We start from the raw sequence: 19,530 nt of genomic DNA, 5'->3' as shown, positions 1-19,530 counted from the left end.
ATTAAGCCTGATAGAAAACCAGGCGGGTTTAACCAAAATAGCGCAGACAATCATTTGATCGGCTAATTACAATAGTCTCAATATAAGGATAATATCCTGAAATTAATGTTTTAAAGTGACTAAATTGTAATGAAACTGTTAATTTTTGTAATAAATATATTGAAATTTTATAGTTGTATTTTTCGGTTTATAACGCATTGAATTCTGTTTCATTGTAAATTAATATTTATTTTTTACGACAAATGCTTTCCAGTGCCGTATTTTCATTTGTAATAAAATTTTAAGTAAGTTTGGGATGAACATGACGACTGAGATCTCCTATATAATCATTCTAGTACTGCTGACAATCGTTATTGTACTTTCTGGTTTGTATATCGTTTTAAAACAAAAATACAAGAAGCTTGCGGTAGAAAATAAACGACAAAAAGAGCTTTTTAATCGCATGGATAACGGAAAAATCGAGCATTTCCATCGTGCTCAGTTAAATCCACATCTATTGAAAAATTCGCTGAATGGTATTCTTTCCCATGCCTATCAAACCTATTATACGATGGACAAATTGGCGATGGTATTGGACTACGTACTTTATGAAAGTGAGGATGAACTTGTCTCACCTAAGGCCGAGATTGAATTTGCACGTAATCTTATCGAAATTAATAAAGTTAAGCTTAGCCCATTATTTGATATACGTGTTAAATTTGATGTTGATGAACTGAATGATGTTGCGTTTGATACACCAACTTTGGTTCCGTTAATGACAGTTGATTTGATTGAAAACGCATTCAAACATGCAGACTTCCATAGCGCTGATTCCTTTATCTCCATTAACATGACATTTAGGGATGGAATATTGGATCTTGTTGTAAGTAACCGAATATCAAAACGCTCGCCTTTGCAAAAACAGAAAAGTGGTATAGGAAGCAAGACCTTAGCGGAGCGTCTCATGTTATATTACCCCGATAAGCATCGATTACATCGGTTTGTAGAGAATGATGTTTATAGTGCTCACCTTCAAATCAGATTATATGCAGATTGAAAAAAAATTAAAGTGTATACTGCTAGATGATGAAATGCCAAGTTTGCGTTTTTTGAAAATGCTCTGCGAGCAAATTCCCGGACTGGAGGTTGTCAAGGCTTTTAACGAGCCTGTTACATTGTTACAGGAGTATAAGGAGCTAAGTTTCGATTTTTGTATTTTGGATATTGAAATGCCGGAGTTTAATGGATTTGATGTAGCCAAGGTGTTAAAAGAATATCCGATTGTATTTTCTACAGCCTATAAGCAGTACGCAAGTGATGCTTTTGATATCAATGCCGTTGATTACATGCGCAAGCCGATATCATTGCAACGACTTCAGCAAGCCATTATGAAAGTAGAGCAAGTCCTCAACAGCCAGCCCGAAACCATCTCTTTTGCACAGTTTAATACGAATAAGGGAAAGGCAATACTTTATTTTGGACAGATTAATTATATTCAGATTGCTGAAGTGGACAGTCGCGATAAAAAGGTATATCTGTCTGATGGCTCCCTCGTATTACTAAAAAATATAAGTTTTGACAAGTTGCTCGCAATCTTACCCGCCCCTGATTTTATCCGCATCAATAAAAAAGAGATCATTGCAGCCAAGATTGTCAAATTTTTTTCCGCGGATGAGGTAACAAGCAATTTATTGGATGAGCAGAATCAGCCTCTACTTTTTAATTTGGGCGAGTCGTACAAAAAGGTGTTCCACGATAAGTTCAGTTGATTACAAAATTCTTAAGTTTCATTACATTTTTTCCTAATCTGACGTTCCTGGCAGCATTAAAGCTGCGATAGAATTATATTTTTGCTGTGACCATATTTCGGAGCACTCGTTGCTTGGTAGATATTGGTGGAGATTAATATGCTGTTGTCACTACATTTATTTTAATTGCTATTAAAGATGAGAAAATATAGGAATACGATCTTCTATGTCGTTCTGATAGGTACATTGCTTGCAGTAATGTATTGGGTAATTCATTTAGGAACACAATTGCAGGCTCCGGAATTAATCGGTGGCGAGAAGATAAGTAAAGGTGCTTGGCAAGATTTTACATCAACTTTATTGCACAGTTTCAAGCATCCCCTGGCTATCCTATTGGCCCAGATTGTAACTATTATTATTGCTGCCCGTATCATGGGCTGGATTTGTATAAAGATTAAGCAGCCTGTTGTGATTGGAGAAATGCTGGCGGGAATTATACTGGGGCCATCTTTATTAGGACTCTATTTCCCCGAGTTTTCACATACGCTTTTTCCGATTGAATCATTGAGTAATTTGCAGTTTCTGAGCCAGATCGGACTGATCTTGTTTATGTTTATAATCGGGATGGAACTCGATTTGAATGTGCTTCGAAATAAAGCACATGATGCAGTTGTGATTTCTCACGCAAGTATAGTGATTCCATTTACTTTAGGAATCACCTTAGCCTATTTTTTATATTTATTCCATCCACCGACCAATGTTGAGTTTTTATCTTATAGCTTGTTTATCGGCATTTCAATGAGTATAACGGCATTTCCGGTTCTTGCTCGGATTATACAAGAGAGAGGATTGCAAAAGAGTAAGCTAGGAGCAATGGCGATTACCTGTGCCGCTGCAGACGATATTACGGCCTGGTGTATACTGGCTGTAGTGATTGCGATTGTAAAAGCGGGTGATTTTGCTAGTGCATTATATACTATTGCGATGGCTGTTGCCTATGTACTTATCATGATTAAAATTGTACGTCCATTTTTGATGCGGATAGGAGAGGTTAAAGGGAGTAAGGAGGCTTTAAGTAAACCTGTTGTTGCTATTTTCTTTATCGTATTACTGTTCTCGGCATATGCGACAGAGGTTATCGGTATTCACGCCTTGTTCGGTGCGTTTATGGCTGGAGCAATTATGCCGGAGGGAAGCCGTTTTCAGACAGCATTTATCGAAAAAATAGAAGATGTTTCCACCTTGTTGCTATTGCCTTTGTTCTTTGTCTATACTGGTCTTCGTACCCAAATCGGATTACTCAATGACCCCCAGCTATGGATGATTACGGTAGTCATTATTTTAGTCGCCGTTATCGGTAAATTTGCGGGCAGCACTTTAGCGGCTCGTTTTGTTGGTCAAAGTTGGAAAGATAGCTTGAGTATAGGTGCATTGATGAATACACGGGGACTGATGGAGCTTATTGTTCTGAATATAGGTTATGACCTCGGTGTTTTAAGTGCTGAATTGTTTTCGATGATGGTGGTTATGGCATTAATTACTACTTTTATGACAGGGCCTTCCCTCGATTTAATTAATTTTCTATACCGGCCCAAGAAAAGTTCATTGCAGGAGAATCTTCAAAACAAGGCAAAGTTTAAAATTCTGCTGTCATTTGCGAAAAGTAATACCGGGATTTCATTACTGCATTTAGCAAACGCATTAACATTGAAATCAAAAAAAAATTCAGAAATTACAGCGTTGCATATCGAACCTTCCAATGAATTACATCATTATGAAGTGGAAACACAGGAGTTAGACAGTTTTCGTGAGATCAAACAAGTCGCTGAGGAATTAGAACAGCAAATACGGACAGTCTTTAAAATTTCGGGCGATATTGACAGTGAAATCGTTCAGACTTCCAATGAAAGAGAACAGGATCTATTGCTGCTAGGAGTTAGCGAGTCCATTTATGAAGGTAGTTTACTCGGTCGATTTTTAGATTTTACTTCACGTATCGTAAATCCTGAAAAGCTGTTTCATACGGTGACAAATGCGGAGTCGCCATTCACTACTTTTGATCGAAATCAACAGATTAATGCCAAAGTCAATGCTATGGTAGGCATCTTGATCGATAAGAACTTTGTAAAGGCAAGACGCGTGATTGTTCCTGTTGTATTAAAAAACGACGAATTTTTATGTGAAATGATACAGCGTCTGATTCAGCATTCGGATGCGCAGATTATCGTTTGGGATCTTAACCAGGTACTGAGACACCAGGAGAGTTTCAAAGAGAAATTGAGGCAATTGGAGCAACTTGTTCCCAATCATCTGACGATAACCGAAAAAGAATTAGACTATGAGACCTGGCAGGAACAGGATCTGATGTTGATAAGCTTACCCAGTTGGAATAAAATCGTCAATAAAAAAGTGCACTGGCTTCATTCGACCCCCTCAACGCTACTTATGGCAGATCGAAAGCCATAAATGAAAACTAAAAGCCCCTAGATCAACCGATCTAGGGGCTTTTAGTTAAGGCTCCTTAAGGGCCTATTTATTCGTTTTTTCTATCTTGATTTTTAATCCGATCAGTTTTTCAATATCAGCTAAATAAGGTCTTTCTTCAACATCGCAAAAAGAAATTGCTTTTCCCGCTTGTCCGGCCCGGCCTGTCCGTCCTATACGATGAACATAGGTTTCTGGAACATTAGGGAGGTCATAATTGATGACAAGTGGGAGCTGTTCGATGTCAATTCCCCTTGCCGCAATATCGGTAGCAATCAAAATTTTAATGTGGCTTTCTTTAAATTCACCTAAAGCTTTTTGTCTTGCATTCTGGGATTTGTTACCGTGAATGGCCGCAGCTCTCAGTCCATTTTTTGCAAGCATCTTAACGATTTTATCCGCCCCATGTTTTGTCCGGGAGAATACAATAGTACGTTCGTGCTTCAGCTTTTTTAATATACCTGTCAATAATTTGATTTTCTCCTTTTTTTCAACAAAGAATACCGATTGATTTACTTTTTCGGCGGTTGAACTTACTGGGGTTACATCAACCTCCATAGGGTTGTGCAGTATGCCATGTGCAAATTTGCGTATGTTTGGAGGCATAGTAGCTGAGAAAAACAACGTTTGTCTTTTTGAAGGAACTTTGGCAAGGATTTTTTTGATATCATGAATAAAACCCATGTCAAGCATGTTGTCAGCTTCGTCCAGGATCAAGATTTCAATTTTATCCAGCGAAACTATCTTTTGATTCATTAAATCCAACAACCGTCCCGGGGTTGCCACTAAAATGTCAACACCTCTTTTGATCTCTTTGACCTGCTTCTCTTGGCTTACACCACCGAAAATAGTACAATAGTTTAATTTGAGATATTTTCGGTATAAGTTTATATTGTCTCCAATTTGAATCGCCAGTTCGCGTGTCGGGGTAAGAATCAAAGCTCTAATCGGAACGACTTTACCTGCTGTCTTGCTTTCTTCAAGACGCTGCAGAAGTGGGAGTGCAAAAGCCGCTGTTTTGCCTGTACCTGTTTGTGCACAACCAATAAGATCGTCACCTTTCAGTACAATTGGAATGGCTTTCTGTTGAATTGCTGTAGGATGTGTATAGCCTGTTTCTGTTATTGCTTTTAAAAGCGGATCGATTAAACTGAGTTGTTTAAATTCCATAAGTAGTATGTTCGAATTTGTCTTAAATAAAACCTTTGACAACCATTTTTATGCTTTTGATTTGAACAGTAAGAACCATTCAACAAAAAATAAAAAGATTGCTTAAAATAGTAAAGGAAGAATAGGAAAAAGAAATGGGATAAGTCATTAAGAATTACCCCATTAACAAGAAAGTGTATTTTTTGGATTACGCCAATTTTACATTTGTAGCGCTGATCCCTTTTGGAGTTCTTTCTACATCATAAGTAACAACGTCGCCTTCAGATACTTGGTTTTTAAGCGCAGAAACGTGTACGAAAACATCTGCACTACCATCCTCTGGTGTAATAAAACCAAAACCTTTAGTTTCATTGAAAAATTTAATTTTACCTGTATTCATTATTTTTAATTAAGTTCGGCAAGTTAGGTATAATAAATGATTAATCTTTTGTTTTTTTTAATGAATTATAAAATATATTGTATGATTGTCCTTTTTCTTTGTAGAAGAGGCGGATTGGAATACCACTGGAGGGAGAATCGATTAAAAATAAATGCTTAAAAAAAAATAGTTCTGTTAACGAATGTAACATCACGAAAGCGTTGAGCTTTTGTTAGTCGTATTATTAATTATTTAGATAAATATTTTTTAAAAACATTTGTTCTTTGTAAAATTAGTATTAACTTCAAACGCCCCTCCCAAGGACATGTTTTTCATAGGTAGATGTATGGTCGAGTAATTCTAACTCGACCATTTTTTTAGTTTGTTTTGGCGTTTCTCGGTATTTGTCTATATATATTTTACAATGCTTTTTGTAGGCACCTAAATTCATTTTTGTATTTTCATCGGAGTAATTTGTTTTTTAATCACAACACGATTATTAGAATGACATTCATCTATGACGACTATAGATTCTATTTTTATCGGGGAACTTGGATGATATTCGGCAAAAACAAAACTTAAACCAATATTCAATGAATAGAAAAAATTTTATCAAAACATCTACCGTTTTAGCTGCATCATCATTTTTTTTTAAAGTCAAAGGGTCAAATTTTTTAAATCAATCCATTCGAGTTGGATTAATAGGCGTGAATGGAATGGGCTGGTCGGATTTAAATGCGCTGTTAAAGAATGATAGTATCGTGTGTACTGCGCTTTGCGATGTGGACGAAAATATTCTTCGTAAACGAGTTGAAGAACTTCAAAAAAGAAACATCCATGTCGAAACTTTTGTAGATTATAAAAAAATGCTTGATAGTGCCAACGTGGATGCAGTTATTATAGCAACCCCAGACCATTGGCATTGTCTACAGATGGTAGATGCTGTGAATGCGGGAAAACATGTTTATGTTGAAAAACCTATTGGTAACTCCATCTTGGAATGTCAATTAATGGTTCAGGCTGCAAAGAAAAATAAGGCTGTTGTGCAAGTTGGGCAATGGCAACGCAGCCAGCAGCATTTTAAAGATGCTATTGATTTTGTTCATTCTGGTAAATTAGGTAAAATAAGGCTCGTCAAGGCTTGGTCTTATCAGGGATGGAAAAGTGCCATTCCCGTACAGCCGGATGAGCCTGTTCCTACTGGCGTACATTATACCGAATGGCTGGGGCCTGCACAAAAAAGACCATTCAACCCGAATCGATTCCATTTTAACTTTCGTTGGTTTTGGGATTACGCCGGTGGTCTGATGACCGATTGGGGGGTACATATGTTAGATTATGCTTTACTTGGGATGAAAGTCTCCGATCCGAAGTCTATTATGGCTTCAGGAGGAAAGTTTGCATTTCCGGACGATGCTGGTCAAACCCCCGATACGATGACAGCTGTTTATGAATTTGAAGGCTTCAATATCCAATGGGAACATGCCAAGGGAATTGATCTTGGTCCTTACAGCCGTAATCATGGTGTGGCATTTATTGGTAACAATGGCACTTTAGTCTTGAACAGAGGTGGATGGGAAGTGATTCCTGAAAAAGGAAGAATGGAAGCTGTTCCATTGCAACCTTCTCTAGATAATGGGCTGGATAAACATATGGAAAATTTTGTTAATGCCATCCGGCAACGCAATCCGCAGTTGCTTCATGCTCCAATTGAAGCAGGAGCTCATATAGCGATCTTTTCGCAGCTAGGAAATATTGCTTTTAGAACGGGAGAAAAACTCTATTGGGATAAAGATAAACAACGTTTTACTGACCAAAAAGCAAATAAGTATTTGGCTTCAGTTTATCACAATGGTTATAAATATCCAAAAGTATAAGGTCTTTAACTTGGTTGCTGCGTAATTATTTAAATCAGCAACCAAGTTAAGATACTTATATTTCTGAAAAGACAAATTCATTTGCTAGATCGATCTCTTCGCGATTAATAGCATGTCCTGCATTTTGATAGACAACTAATTTTACATTGGCGTTCATCTGCTCCAGGATGGATGCTGTATCTTGGACACGTTCCAGTGGAACATGAAAATCAGGATCACTGGTCCCAAGAAAAATGGGAGTTTGCGCAAAATCGCCTACATAGGGGGCCCTGTTAATTTTTTCGCCTATCACTCCGCCAATAATAGCCACCGCACCACCATAGTGCTGTGCATGTCGTGCAAGATATTCGAGTGTTAGACACGCACCCTGAGAAAATCCAAAAAAATAGATGTTTTCGGCTAGAATACCTTTGTCTAAAGCTAGCTTAACCGTCTGATCGATAAGATTAATTGCCGAGCTCAACCAAGGTTCATTCTCTTGTGCCGGCGCGATAAATGAATAGGGGTACCAGCTATGATTTTCTGCCTGCGGAGCAAGTAATGCATAATTATCGACATGAAGATAGGACGACATACCAAGGATATCTTCGGCACTCCCGCCACGACCATGGATCATGATAATTGCTTTTTTTGCCTGTTCTAAATTTTGACCAGCCGTTTTAATATTTATTGAATGACTCATTTTTGTCCTTTCTTTTTATGGCAATTTATATTGTTTTTTTAAACCAAACGTCTTGATATAGCTCCGGATGGCGGTGAAACTGCGCATTTACATAAGGACATAACGGAACAATTTTCATGTTGTTTTCGCGCGCATGAGAAACCAATTTCTCGAGAAGTATTTTTGCGAATCCCCTGCCTTCATAGGCTTCGTCAACCTCTGTATGGTAAACAACTAGATTACCGTCAATGATAGCGATGCTCATTAAGCCTGCTTTAAGTTCATCGGAGAATAATTGCAGTTCTCCACGTTGATTTTTGTCTAATACAATTTCAGTTCTTTCCATAGCTTTATTGTCTGTTAAAAAATGTTTGTATAATCTAGTTAACCTAATTTTGGTAATGTCTCTTCTATCTGCGAACGGTAGCTTTCATATTGTTTTGGCAATTTAAGTGACGCGCCTAAACTGGATAGCGGTTCGTCTACTGTAAATCCCGGATTGTCCGTAGCAATCTCAAACAAGACACCTCCCGGTTCACGAAAATAGAGCGAGAAAAAGTAATCTCTATCTATTTTTGGTGTAATATCTAACCCTGCCGAAAGCACCTTTTCGCGATACTCCATCAATACATTGTCGTCCTTTACCCGAAATGCGATATGATGATTTGTGCCCGCTGCATTTTTACCGTATGGCAAATTTCTGTCGGCTATAATGTCGACGACGTTAGCCGTGTCGATACTATCGGTGGCCAATCTATAATGGTTGTTGTCTTGCTTTTGGATAGAATAACCCAAAATATCTGTCAATACCTTTATCGTCGGATCAGCTTCTTTTAACGAAAGAGTAACATTATGGAATCCTCTTAAGGCATATGCTGGATTGACGTCAGTGCTTGTCCAAGGGTTTCTATTATCATCCGTTTCAATAAACTGAATCTGTAAACCGTCAGGATCCTGGAACGAAATAAGCTTCTCTCCGAAAATTTCACGTTCCTGTAAGGCTATCTGATGTTCACCCAAACGATTTTTCCAGAAATCGAGGCTGCCATGCGGTACAGCATAACCGATGTGGGTCGCCATACCTGCTCCCGATGTACCCTTTCCGATACCTTCCCAAGGGAAAAAAGTAAGGATAGTTCCCGGTTCGCCCTGTTCATTGCCAAAGTAAAAGTGGTAAGTGCCGGGATCATCAAAATTGACGGTTTTCTTTACCAGGCGCATGCCCAATACTTTTGTGTAAAAATCTAGATTTCGTTTTGCATCATCAGCTATCGCTGTAATGTGATGTAACCCTAATATTTTATTTTCCATAGCCCATATTTTTATTTTCTTAACTGATGTAAAGTTACGTCGACCCGTATGGAATTTTATTGAACTAGATTAATAAAAGCTATGATTGACATTTTTGTTTTTATCGTACTGGGGATTTTCTAAAATATATAAAAACCTGCATGATTAGATAATCAATAAAAGCTGTGAAAGAGAACTGAAGGTCTTTCTAGCCAATAAAAAAACACTATCAAAAAAACACCTGAAGTTGGGGACTTCAGGTGTTTAACCTAACCAATTATTAACCTAAATTTATGAAATGTATATTTCTGAATATTATACTAGAATAACAAATTCAATTATCATGCCAGCAATCAAAAAAATCAGTGACCTAAAACAAAAGGAGACAGTGTATGTTTTATTGACTCGATATATTGTATTCGGTCAATGAATCAATACGTCGAGGATTCTAATTCATAAATGGATTTAAAGATGAAAAATATAGTAAGAATTCAAATGCTGACTTTCTCCGTTCTGTTTCTAATCATAGGATGTCAGACGCCACAAATCGACGAGTCCAAAGCGATGGCTGCACAGAAACAACTTGAAGAGAACAAAGAGAATAAACGAATCGTATTGGATTTTTATCAGCAGATGTTTGGGGATAAGGATATTTCAGCTGTCGACAAGTATGTTTCTTCTGGATACATTCAACATAATCCATCTGTAGCAGATGGAGCAGCCGCATTTAAACTGGCTGCAGCAAATTGGTTTAAAGGGCAGCCGAAGACAAAAATTGATGTACAGCATATCGCATCGGATGGGGATTTAGTCTTCATACATTTAAAAAATAAGAATCCAGACAGTAGTCTTAAATCAACGATCGATATCTTTAGATTGGAAAATGGTAAAATTGTCGAGCACTGGGATGCACAGCAAGATGTACCTAAAGATGCAGCAAATGCACATCCCATGTTTTAAAGATCTTTATAAATTTTTCTTTCTCGTTCCACTTAGTTCCCCTTTTTTAATTTTTGGAGGTCTGTTAGGTCTGGTAATTTATGCATAAATTTAGACTCAAATCATTTTTGTACAAACTGCTAATTTAATAATGAAAAGAGTCCTGGGCCTAAGTTGGTTTTATTTATTGTTGTCTGCTTGTAGCGTTCATTATACGCCTAAAGACCACCCTTACGTATATATCCAGAAGCAGGATCGTGAGACTAAAGTATGGAAACTGGTCTGGGAAGAGAACTTTAACTCTCCAAAACTAGACGATCAGAAGTGGTCTCGAATTCCGGCAGGAGGTGCTGATTGGAATCGACATATGAGTATGGATGACGCTTGTTTTGGTTGGGAAAGTGGAGAGTTGATTCTTAAAGGAATAAAAAATACAGATAAAAATAAAGATCCGAGACCATTTTTGACAGGGGGAATATGGAGTAAAGAAAAGTTTGCCTTTCAATACGGCCGTATAGAAATTAGAGCTAAACTTGGAAACGCAAAGGGAGCATGGCCTGCGATGTGGATGCTGGCCGAGCTGGACAAATACGGGAAATATCCTAAAAATGGTGAAATTGATATCATGGAGCATCTTAATTTTGATGATATCATTTATCAAACTACGCATTCATACTATACCTTGGATCTGGGGGAAAAAGAGCACCCCAAACATTTTGGCACCGCATCGGTCAGAACAGAAGAGTATAATATATATGGTATAAGCTGGTACCCTGACCGTATCGTATTTCAGGTGAACGGTACTGATACATTTACTTACCCAAGAATCAAAGATGTAGACGCTTCTCAATGGCCTTATTATCAGCCCTTTTATCTATTGATTGACCAGCAGTTGGGCGGAAGCTGGGTCGGAGAGGTAGATCAAAATCAGCTGCCTGTCGAGATGCGTGTAGACTGGATAAAAGTTTACCAATAACAGCTGTCATTTCACCGCTCCGTTATCTGATCATGTGGGTGCGGACGAAGCGTAATAATATCGATAACCAACGATTAGGTGATAAAAACTTAATATACACTTGATACGAAAATTGTTTACTTTTGGCCAGATTATGGAAGATAATACGATATTCAAGATTAGCAATAAGATTAAAGGAATCCGAAAAGAAAAAGGGATTACCATACAGGAAGTCGCGGATAGAGCAGGGGTGAGCAAGGGGCTTATTTCACAGATTGAAAATAACCGGACAATACCTTCCTTACTTGTGTTGATCAATATCATTAATGCGCTGAATGTTGATCTAAATGAATTTTTTAAAGACTTTAATTCTGAATTGGATTCCGGTCCCGTTGTCGTTCGGAAAAAAGATAGTTACAGTTCATTTGAAAAGGAATCAGCCATAGGTTTCCATTATAAGCGCATCTTTACTTCAGCAATGGATAGTGCGACTATGGACATTGTCCTTTTGGAGTTGCTTCCAGATGCACAACGACCGATGGTTGAGACCGAAGCCTATGAGTATAAATATATCATCAGTGGACAGGTGGAGTATATATTCAATGATCAAACAATTAGCTTAGAAGAGGGCGATTCAATCTTTTTTAACGGCAGATTATCACATACGCCGCGAAATATCGGAATAGAAAAGGCAGTCATGCTGATTGTATACTTTTTTGAAAATAAGAAATAAACGATAGTTCCAATCTTTTGAAGCATCACTGAATCATTCAGTGATGCTTTTTTTATTTTATACCTTTCATATCGCGTACGGATGTTTATATTTGTTTATAAATACTTAACAAAAGTTTAGTGTTGTGTTAATTTCCAAAATTTACTTTTGATTGCGGACAATGAGGTCTGTCAACAAGTTTAAATGATGGAGTTAAGCCAACGAATAAAACGAAGAATAAATAGACTGGATGAGAAGTCTGTGGCCATTGTATTGGCTATTACGGCATTTTTGTGTTATACAAGTATGTATTCATTTAGAAAGTCATTTACGGCATCTTCTTTTGCAGATGATACTATTTTTGGTGTCGATTACAAGGTATGCATGGTGGTCATTCAAATGCTGGGGTATTTGTTGTCAAAGTTTTATGGTATAAAATTTATTTCAGAAAGCAAACAACGTAATAGAGGACGGTATTTAATCGGTCTGATTTGTATCTCATGGATAGGGCTTTTGGCTTTTGCGCTTTGTCCGAGACCCTGGAATGTTATTTTTCTTTTTATCAATGGTTTTCCATTAGGAATGGTTTGGGGGTTGGTATTTAGTTATTTAGAAGGAAGACGGTTTACAGAGATTATGGGAGCAGTTATGTCTGTAAGTTTAATTTTTGCTTCGGGACTAATTAAAACTGTTGGAAGATGGTTGATGTCTTCTTTTCATATCAATGAATTTTGGATGCCATTTTTGACAGGTTTACTTTTTTTCCTGCCTTTTGTTTTTTGTGTATGGATACTGGAGAATGCTCCTGGGCCAACAGAAGAGGACAAGAAGCTACGGACAGAGCGTGTTGCTATGGACAGTAAGATGCGAAGACACTTTTTTAGAACCTTCATGCCTGGAATTGTATTGACCATTATTGTTTACACCATGTTGACTATTTTACGTGATGTGCGGGATAATTTTGAGGTAGAAATCTGGCAGATGTTGCATGTAAAGGGGGCGGGCATTTTTGCAAAAGTTGATGGAACTATTTCTATCATTGTACTTCTGCTAGTAAGTTGCCTAATTATGGTCAAAAATAATCTTAAAGCATTTAAATTGATTCACTATATGATCATTATAGGATTTCTGACAGCAGGTATTTCTACTTATTTGTTTACGAAACAATGGATTGATGGTTTAAGCTGGATGTTGCTTGTCGGTTTGGGCTTGTATATGGCCTATATTCCTTATAATGCCATATTTTTTGAGCGAATGATCGCTACATATCGCATGAAAAGTAACATTGGCTTTGTGATGTATATGGCAGATTCAATCGGCTATTTGGGGAGCTTTCTGATATTGGTAAACAAGGAATTTATGCCAAATTCGGTTACCTGGGGAAATTACTTTATTCAATTGGTCTTTCTGGCCTCGATTATCGGAGCGATTTTGGGTATCTTTTCTCTTTTCTATTTCATTCGAAAAAAAGAACAGACGAAAGGAAGCGATGATGAGCTGCTTGCTCCCTGGCATGCAGCAAAAGGAGAAGTGCAAATTAGTTAACTATACTTTTTATAAAGATGAAAACAAATACATATGATTTAATTATTGTTGGGGGTGGGATTTTAGGAACTTTTCATGCTTATAATGCACTAAAAAAGGGATTACGTGTGCTCCAGCTTGAAAAAGATAATTTTCCTGTGGGATCGACTGTTCGTAATTTTGGACAAGTGGTGCCATCGGGGATGGCCGGAGAATGGTTTGATTATGGCGTACGGGGACTCGAAATATATCAGTTCATTCAGAAAGAAATGGATATCTCGGTTAGAAATAATGGTAGCATCTATATCGCTTCGGACAATGATGAGGTGCAGGTACTTCATGAGCTTTCCAAGCATTATCTGACAAAGGGATATCAGCATGAACTTTGGTCAAAGGAACAGATTCTATCTAAATATCCAATGATGAATTCGGATTATGTCAAGGAGGCTATCTTTTTTCCGCAGGAGCTAAGTGTAGAACCGGAATCAATGATCAGGCAACTACATATTTATATGCAAAGTAAATTCTCGGATTACACCCTGAAATATGATACCACAATTGTGGCCTGTGAGGATAAAAATGATACGGTATCTGTCGTGAGCAGTACATTGCAGCATTATGAAGGAAAGAAAGTCCTTATATGCAATGGATATGAATTTAAAATTTTATATCGCTCGCTATTTGATGATAGCGGTCTTGAAATTAGCAAGTTACAAATGCTGCGTACCAAGCCGCTGGATCATATCCATTTGCCAGGGAATATCTTAACAGGATTGACCATCCGTCGGTATGAAAGCTTTGAAGAATATTGCCCCTCATTTCAAACAATTCCAATGCCTGATCATTATCAGGAGCTGCGGGATAATGGGATTCATATCTTATTTAAACAAGCTATGGATGGGAGTATTATTATTGGTGACTCTCATGAGTACGCGGCGGGTAATCGATTGGATGAATTGGGTTTTTCTGTAAATTCCCACATCAATGAATTGATGATTGCAGAAGCTAATCGTATCATGCCCATGAATAGCGAATGGATTTCATCATCCTGGGCAGGCTATTATGCTCAGCATAAAGATCATATACTTGAAATAGATGTTACACCGAGAATACACGTTAGAACGGGTATCGGTGGAAAAGGAATGACAGCAAGTGCTGGCTATGCCGAACAGAGTATTGAAAAACTTTTTTAATTAAACATATTGAGGAGCCCCGCTATCACATCTAGCGGGGCTCTTTCGTTTTTACGACCACTATTTTCCTTGCATCTTCTGATCGACTTTTTTTGATCCGTTTCTACTAGCCTTGGGATGAGATACTTTGTTGAGTGTCTTAGTAAAGATATTGTTATAAAAGCTAATTAGTAAATAACTTATTTATTAGGAATATGGATAACTGATCTTTGTTATTGCATCAACAATTTTAGTAGTTGCTTGTTCTTTATAAAACATTCCCTGATCAATATTTCCTTATTATTTAGGCGTTCAACAATGTTTTTATTAACTTCACGGGCACAATAAACCAGATCTAAATACTAGAAGTGAATGGCAAATAACGTTTTTCCTGAAAATGAGTTAAGAAGGATAGAAAAATTAAGGTCCTATGAGTTAATGGGGCTTGGGAAAGACCCTGAATTGGATGTTTTTGCCCAAGCGGCTTGTTTGATCACAGACTGTCCTGCTGCTTTAATTGCTATGATGGAGCAAGAAACACAGCGAATTCAGAGTTGCGTGGGGATGGAATTGGATACCGTTGAGCGGAAGAATACAGTCTGTCAATATACGATAATGAGTAAAGAGGTCCTTGTCATAGAAGACACTTTTGAAGACCCACGCTCATCTTCTAATCCCTTGATTCGCGAAGGAAATATCCGTTTTTATGCTGGTGTTCCTCTTTTGGATGATGATGGCGATGCACTTGGGACAATCTGCGTTATTGATTTCCAGCCTAAAAAGCTGTCTGATAAACAGAGAAATTCACTGGCTGAACTTGGTAAGGCGGTGACTAAAATATTATTAGGAAAGAAACGAAAAGTACAGGCGGGTTACTTCTCCGAAATTTTTCATTTAACCAATAATATTATTTGTGTATTGGATGAAAAACGCAATGTAAAAGAAGTCAACCCTGCATTTAGCAAAGTTCTTGGCTTGTCCAGGTCAACTAGTTTGAGCAAATCTATTTTTACATTGTTGGGAGACAATGAAAGTAGTTTAGTATCGGACTTAGGTCGAGTTGAGGAAACAAAGTACGGAGTTCAATCTACGAGTAGAACTAAAATAGAAAATGGCCAAGTTGTCGAAATTGAATGGCATTTCAAATATGATCCTATCAATCATGATATTTTGGCTTTTGGTAGAAACGTAACAAAAGAGCGTGAAGAAAAACTCAAATTGGAGAATTCCGAACGTAGATTCCGCAGTTTCTTTGAAAATGCAATTGGTCTCATGAGCATGCATGATATGGAGGGAAATATACTATCTGTCAATGAAAAAGGAAGAGAAATATTGCAGTACGCCAAAGAAGAGGTTAAAGGGCTTAATCTAAAGAAATTGGTCCCATCTCATCATGTAAGCATGGTTGAAGAATATCTCAAGCGCATTGCGAAGAACAAAGAGGATTCTGGAATGATGGTTCTACAAACAAAAGACGGTGAAGATATTTCTTGGCTTTATCACAATATGCTGGAAACCGATGAGAATGGACGGTCTTATGTTGTCAGTACAGCACTGAATATGACGGATCGATTGCAGCTTGAGAACGATCTTTTGCACACCAAACAAATCCTGGAGCAGACAAATGCTGTTGCTCAGGTTGGGGGATGGGAGGTAAACCTGGTTGAAAATAAGGTTTATTGGTCCGATTCGACCAAATTAATTCATGGCGTAGCTCCTGATTTTACACCTGATTTTGAACATGCCATCGGATTTTATGAGCCAGAAAGCCAAGTTATCTTACGTCGGATTTTTGAAGATGCTATTACATCCAGAACGCCTTACGATACAGAATTACGACTATTAAAGCAAAATGGAGAGTCAATTTGGGTACGGGTAAAAGGTATTCCCGAATTTGAGAACGATGTTTGTAAACGTGTATTTGGAATTATTCAGGATATAGATCAAAGTAAATCGCTCTTCCTGGAATTGGAACGCAAAGAGTCGATGTTACGTGCGTTTGTAGATTATGTTCCGGCATCGGTTGCGATGTTTGACCGTGATTTTAACTATATTTCAGTGAGTAATCAATGGTTGGAAGATTTTCACGAAGGGACAAGTTTGCCGCACAATAGCAACTTTTTTAAACTGTTTCCAAATATTCCGGAAGATCGAAAAAAAATCTACCTCGATGCACTGGAGGGTATTCCTTATAAGAATACCGATGAGGTCATACAAGTAGGAGGGGTTTCAGAATCACAGCATTTCAATTGGGAAGTAAGACCATGGCATCTTGCAGATGGAAGTATAGGAGGAATCATTATTTTTACGCAAAACATTACCGAATCGGTAAAAATAAATGATGAATTAAAATTAGCGAAGGAACTGGCCGATCTGGCAAGTAAAGCAAAATCTGAATTCCTCGCTAATATGAGTCATGAAATTCGAACGCCATTAAACGGTGTGATCGGATTCTCAGATTTGTTGTTGAAAACGCCGTTAAATGATACGCAGTTGCAGTACCTTGGTTACATCAATGAATCGGGAAATAGCCTATTGAATATTATCAATGATATTTTAGACTTTTCAAAAATTGAATCGGGTAAACTCGAATTATTTGTCGATAAGTATAATGTATATGATGTAGCCAATCAGGTTATTAATGTCGTTCTCTATCAGGCTCAGCGAAAAGATGTCGAACTGCTTTTGAATATTGAGCAAGGTCTACCAGCTTTTGTTTGGGTTGATGAAGCACGTATCAAACAAGTGCTGGTCAATTTACTGGGAAATGCTGTCAAGTTTACAGAAAAGGGCGAGATCGAATTTAAGATCAGTAAACTTCGTAATGATAATGATAAATTAACCCTCCGTTTTGCAGTTAGGGATACCGGTATAGGAATTCCACCAGAGAAGCAAAAACGTATCTTTGACGCCTTTACACAAGAGGATAGCTCCGTAAGTAAACGTTATGGCGGCACAGGGCTCGGTTTGACTATTTCCAACAACCTGCTGAAATATATGGGAAGCAAATTAAATCTGGTAAGTGAACTCGGTGTTGGATCAACATTCTATTTTGATATTGAAGTACGATGCGAGGAAATGGAAGAGGAGGACACAGATCTGCCTTTAAATCGTGTCCTCGTTGTCGATGACAACGCGAATAATCGAGTGATCCTTCAACATATGCTATCCTATAAAAATGTCGAATCTGTCCTCGCAGAAAACGGTATGGAGGCCTTACAGTTGCTAATGAAAGGCGAGCGTTTCGATGTTATTCTCATGGATTATCATATGCCGATATTATCGGGCCTCGAAACAATTGAAAAAATCAAAGAACTTTTTAGAAAGCAAGGGGAAGGAATTCCTTTGATCGTATTGCATACTTCTTCAGAAGAACACGAGGTTATTTCGGCATTTAGGCAAGAAGAACGGTCATTCTGTCTACTTAAGCCCATTAAATCAGAGGAATTGTATTCGACTTTACGAAGGGCAATACAACAAAATAGAGACGAGACAATCCAGTTAAAGGCAAATGCAAACTTGTCCTTATCTGGGGATTCATATGGTCAGGATGTTCAGGTTTTGCTGGCAGACGACAACGCCGTCAATATGGCCCTTAACTTAAGAATGATGGCTAGTATAATGCCAGGGGCACTCTTAACCGAAGTGGCAGACGGAGCTCAAGCAATTCGTGCCTGTAAAGAAAAAATATTTGATCTTATTTTAATGGACGTGCAGATGCCAGAGGTCGATGGGATCGAAGCAACCAAACAGATCCGACAGATGACAGGATATGCCGTAACACCTATTATCGGTGTTACAGCGGGTAATATTTCGGGCGAAAAGGAACGCTGTCTAGCGGCAGGTATGTCAGACTTTTTAGCTAAACCCATTCGACAGCAAGACTTATTCCAGGCGCTGGAAAAGGCAATGTTAGCTGTAAAGCCTAGTGCTGCTGAATCTTCCGATTTTGAGGACCTAGATCAGCATTTGGACATGCGACGTCTGGAAGAACAGGCGGGTGATGATCCTGCATTTTTATCCTTTTTTCTGGATCTGGTCATCAGGGAAATAACAGGCTCCAGAAAGCAATTGCATGAGGCCATTAAGGTACAGGATATTGTACGGGTTAAAGAACTCTTACACAAACTACGGGGAACATCATCGACTGCTGGACTGGTCAAGCTGGCTCAAATGACCAAGGACCTGGAGACAAGTTCGACGATTGAAGCTGACCTTGCGGTCGCTTTTGTGGCAATCGAACAAGAAATGGATATTGGACTAGAATTAATTACGAAAATCTTAAATAAATAATGATATGTTGATTTTAATAGCTGAAGACGACGAATTGATACTGCGTACTGTTGAACACAAATTAGTAAAAGAAGGACACGAAGTGGTGCTGACCAGAAATGGCCGTGAAGCCATTGAAAAAATTATTGAGCTGGATTTGGATTTGGTGGTTACGGATATTATGATGCCTTTTGCTTCTGGTATTGAAATTCTTTCGGCGATAAAAAGTATAGGAAAGAAGATTCCAGTTATTGTATTGTCGAGTATGGGGCAGGAAGAGGTCGTGGTCGATGCTTTCGATTTAGGGGCGTCAGATTTTATGGTCAAGCCATTTAGTCCAAACGAACTCATTTTAAGAATAAAACGCCTAACAAATAAATAAAGTTAAA

At 38.0% G+C, this 19,530-nt stretch carries 16 protein-coding genes; 11 read left to right on the top strand and 5 right to left on the bottom strand.

Annotated features, from left to right (window positions below; translation table 11 throughout):
- Positions 1 to 295 precede the first annotated feature (295 nt).
- The 3 genes from AB1Z56_RS10325 (at position 296) to AB1Z56_RS10315 (ending at position 4,193) form a co-directional block, all read left to right on the top strand.
- Positions 296 to 1,036, top strand: a complete 741-nt coding sequence (locus AB1Z56_RS10325; RefSeq protein ID WP_309363893.1) for a sensor histidine kinase — start codon at positions 296 to 298, stop codon at positions 1,034 to 1,036.
- Positions 1,026 to 1,748, top strand: coding sequence for a LytR/AlgR family response regulator transcription factor (locus AB1Z56_RS10320; protein ID WP_426791967.1), 723 nt, complete (start codon positions 1,026 to 1,028; stop codon positions 1,746 to 1,748). The genes AB1Z56_RS10325 and AB1Z56_RS10320 overlap by 11 nt, the downstream gene beginning before the upstream one ends.
- Positions 1,749 to 1,925: 177 nt before the next feature.
- On the top strand, positions 1,926 to 4,193 hold the full coding sequence (locus AB1Z56_RS10315) for a cation:proton antiporter (protein WP_426791966.1): 2,268 nt from the start codon (positions 1,926 to 1,928) through the stop codon (positions 4,191 to 4,193).
- A gap of 63 nt (positions 4,194 to 4,256) precedes the next feature.
- Here the strand turns inward: AB1Z56_RS10315 and AB1Z56_RS10310 are convergent, their stop codons facing one another.
- Complete coding sequence (locus tag AB1Z56_RS10310; protein ID WP_309363899.1) at positions 4,257 to 5,381, bottom strand: DEAD/DEAH box helicase; 1,125 nt, start codon at positions 5,379 to 5,381, stop codon at positions 4,257 to 4,259.
- A gap of 187 nt (positions 5,382 to 5,568) precedes the next feature.
- Entirely contained in the window at positions 5,569 to 5,760 is a 192-nt protein-coding gene (locus AB1Z56_RS10305) for a cold-shock protein (RefSeq protein WP_046672944.1), read from the bottom strand.
- A 572-nt stretch (positions 5,761 to 6,332) separates the two neighbouring features.
- Between AB1Z56_RS10305 and AB1Z56_RS10300 the strand changes: the two genes are divergently transcribed.
- Positions 6,333 to 7,616 (top strand): Gfo/Idh/MocA family protein, encoded by a 1,284-nt coding sequence (locus AB1Z56_RS10300; protein WP_426791965.1) that lies wholly within the window; start codon positions 6,333 to 6,335, stop codon positions 7,614 to 7,616.
- Positions 7,617 to 7,671: 55 nt separating this feature from the next.
- On the opposite strand, the gene AB1Z56_RS10295 is transcribed toward AB1Z56_RS10300, so the two are convergent.
- Genes AB1Z56_RS10295 through AB1Z56_RS10285 form a run of 3 tightly spaced genes read right to left on the bottom strand, consistent with a single transcriptional unit; the run spans position 7,672 to position 9,588 of the window.
- Positions 7,672 to 8,298, bottom strand: a complete 627-nt coding sequence (locus tag AB1Z56_RS10295; protein WP_426791964.1) for an alpha/beta hydrolase — start codon at positions 8,296 to 8,298, stop codon at positions 7,672 to 7,674.
- 25 nt (positions 8,299 to 8,323) lie between these two features.
- Positions 8,324 to 8,623: a GNAT family N-acetyltransferase gene (locus AB1Z56_RS10290; protein ID WP_309363906.1), complete on the bottom strand. Its 300-nt coding sequence runs from the start codon at positions 8,621 to 8,623 to the stop codon at positions 8,324 to 8,326.
- Positions 8,624 to 8,661: 38 nt separating this feature from the next.
- Entirely contained in the window at positions 8,662 to 9,588 is a 927-nt protein-coding gene (locus AB1Z56_RS10285; protein WP_313265161.1) for a ring-cleaving dioxygenase, read from the bottom strand.
- A 450-nt stretch (positions 9,589 to 10,038) separates the two neighbouring features.
- Between AB1Z56_RS10285 and AB1Z56_RS10280 the strand changes: the two genes are divergently transcribed.
- The 7 genes from AB1Z56_RS10280 to AB1Z56_RS10250 all read left to right on the top strand — a co-directional run bounded on the left by AB1Z56_RS10280 (position 10,039) and on the right by AB1Z56_RS10250 (position 19,523).
- Complete coding sequence (locus tag AB1Z56_RS10280) at positions 10,039 to 10,527, top strand: nuclear transport factor 2 family protein (RefSeq protein ID WP_309363910.1); 489 nt, start codon at positions 10,039 to 10,041, stop codon at positions 10,525 to 10,527.
- A gap of 130 nt (positions 10,528 to 10,657) precedes the next feature.
- Positions 10,658 to 11,482 carry a glycoside hydrolase family 16 protein gene (locus AB1Z56_RS10275; RefSeq protein WP_426791963.1) on the top strand — a complete coding sequence of 275 codons (825 nt, stop codon included), beginning with the start codon at positions 10,658 to 10,660 and terminating at the stop codon, positions 11,480 to 11,482.
- Between the two features lie 100 nt (positions 11,483 to 11,582).
- The gene (locus AB1Z56_RS10270; RefSeq protein ID WP_309363914.1) at positions 11,583 to 12,194 is read left to right on the top strand and encodes a helix-turn-helix domain-containing protein; all 612 of its coding nucleotides are present in this window, start codon (positions 11,583 to 11,585) and stop codon (positions 12,192 to 12,194) included.
- 183 nt (positions 12,195 to 12,377) lie between these two features.
- Positions 12,378 to 13,718: a DUF5690 family protein gene (locus AB1Z56_RS10265; protein ID WP_309363916.1), complete on the top strand. Its 1,341-nt coding sequence runs from the start codon at positions 12,378 to 12,380 to the stop codon at positions 13,716 to 13,718.
- Positions 13,719 to 13,735: 17 nt separating this feature from the next.
- Complete coding sequence (locus AB1Z56_RS10260) at positions 13,736 to 14,890, top strand: TIGR03364 family FAD-dependent oxidoreductase (RefSeq protein ID WP_426791962.1); 1,155 nt, start codon at positions 13,736 to 13,738, stop codon at positions 14,888 to 14,890.
- A 351-nt stretch (positions 14,891 to 15,241) separates the two neighbouring features.
- On the top strand, positions 15,242 to 19,162 hold the full coding sequence (locus AB1Z56_RS10255; protein ID WP_426791961.1) for a response regulator: 3,921 nt from the start codon (positions 15,242 to 15,244) through the stop codon (positions 19,160 to 19,162).
- Between the two features lie 4 nt (positions 19,163 to 19,166).
- Positions 19,167 to 19,523 carry a response regulator transcription factor gene (locus tag AB1Z56_RS10250; protein WP_309363921.1) on the top strand — a complete coding sequence of 119 codons (357 nt, stop codon included), beginning with the start codon at positions 19,167 to 19,169 and terminating at the stop codon, positions 19,521 to 19,523.
- Positions 19,524 to 19,530: the final 7 nt, after the last annotated feature.

Source organism: Sphingobacterium sp. WOUb80 (assembly GCF_050058145.1).
In the GTDB taxonomy this organism is placed as follows: domain Bacteria; phylum Bacteroidota; class Bacteroidia; order Sphingobacteriales; family Sphingobacteriaceae; genus Sphingobacterium.
This window is presented reverse-complemented; position numbering and strand designations above follow the sequence as displayed.

Coding starts and splice junctions, on each gene's coding strand:
- AB1Z56_RS10325 (WP_309363893.1), top strand. CDS start 296: ATGAACATGACGACTGAGATCTCCTATATAATCATTCTAGTACTGCTG.
- AB1Z56_RS10320 (WP_426791967.1), top strand. CDS start 1,026: ATGCAGATTGAAAAAAAATTAAAGTGTATACTGCTAGATGATGAAATG.
- AB1Z56_RS10315 (WP_426791966.1), top strand. CDS start 1,926: ATGAGAAAATATAGGAATACGATCTTCTATGTCGTTCTGATAGGTACA.
- AB1Z56_RS10310 (WP_309363899.1), bottom strand. CDS start 5,381: ATGGAATTTAAACAACTCAGTTTAATCGATCCGCTTTTAAAAGCAATA.
- AB1Z56_RS10305 (WP_046672944.1), bottom strand. CDS start 5,760: ATGAATACAGGTAAAATTAAATTTTTCAATGAAACTAAAGGTTTTGGT.
- AB1Z56_RS10300 (WP_426791965.1), top strand. CDS start 6,333: ATGAATAGAAAAAATTTTATCAAAACATCTACCGTTTTAGCTGCATCA.
- AB1Z56_RS10295 (WP_426791964.1), bottom strand. CDS start 8,298: ATGAGTCATTCAATAAATATTAAAACGGCTGGTCAAAATTTAGAACAG.
- AB1Z56_RS10290 (WP_309363906.1), bottom strand. CDS start 8,623: ATGGAAAGAACTGAAATTGTATTAGACAAAAATCAACGTGGAGAACTG.
- AB1Z56_RS10285 (WP_313265161.1), bottom strand. CDS start 9,588: ATGGAAAATAAAATATTAGGGTTACATCACATTACAGCGATAGCTGAT.
- AB1Z56_RS10280 (WP_309363910.1), top strand. CDS start 10,039: ATGAAAAATATAGTAAGAATTCAAATGCTGACTTTCTCCGTTCTGTTT.
- AB1Z56_RS10275 (WP_426791963.1), top strand. CDS start 10,658: ATGAAAAGAGTCCTGGGCCTAAGTTGGTTTTATTTATTGTTGTCTGCT.
- AB1Z56_RS10265 (WP_309363916.1), top strand. CDS start 12,378: ATGATGGAGTTAAGCCAACGAATAAAACGAAGAATAAATAGACTGGAT.
- AB1Z56_RS10260 (WP_426791962.1), top strand. CDS start 13,736: ATGAAAACAAATACATATGATTTAATTATTGTTGGGGGTGGGATTTTA.
- AB1Z56_RS10255 (WP_426791961.1), top strand. CDS start 15,242: ATGGCAAATAACGTTTTTCCTGAAAATGAGTTAAGAAGGATAGAAAAA.
- AB1Z56_RS10250 (WP_309363921.1), top strand. CDS start 19,167: ATGTTGATTTTAATAGCTGAAGACGACGAATTGATACTGCGTACTGTT.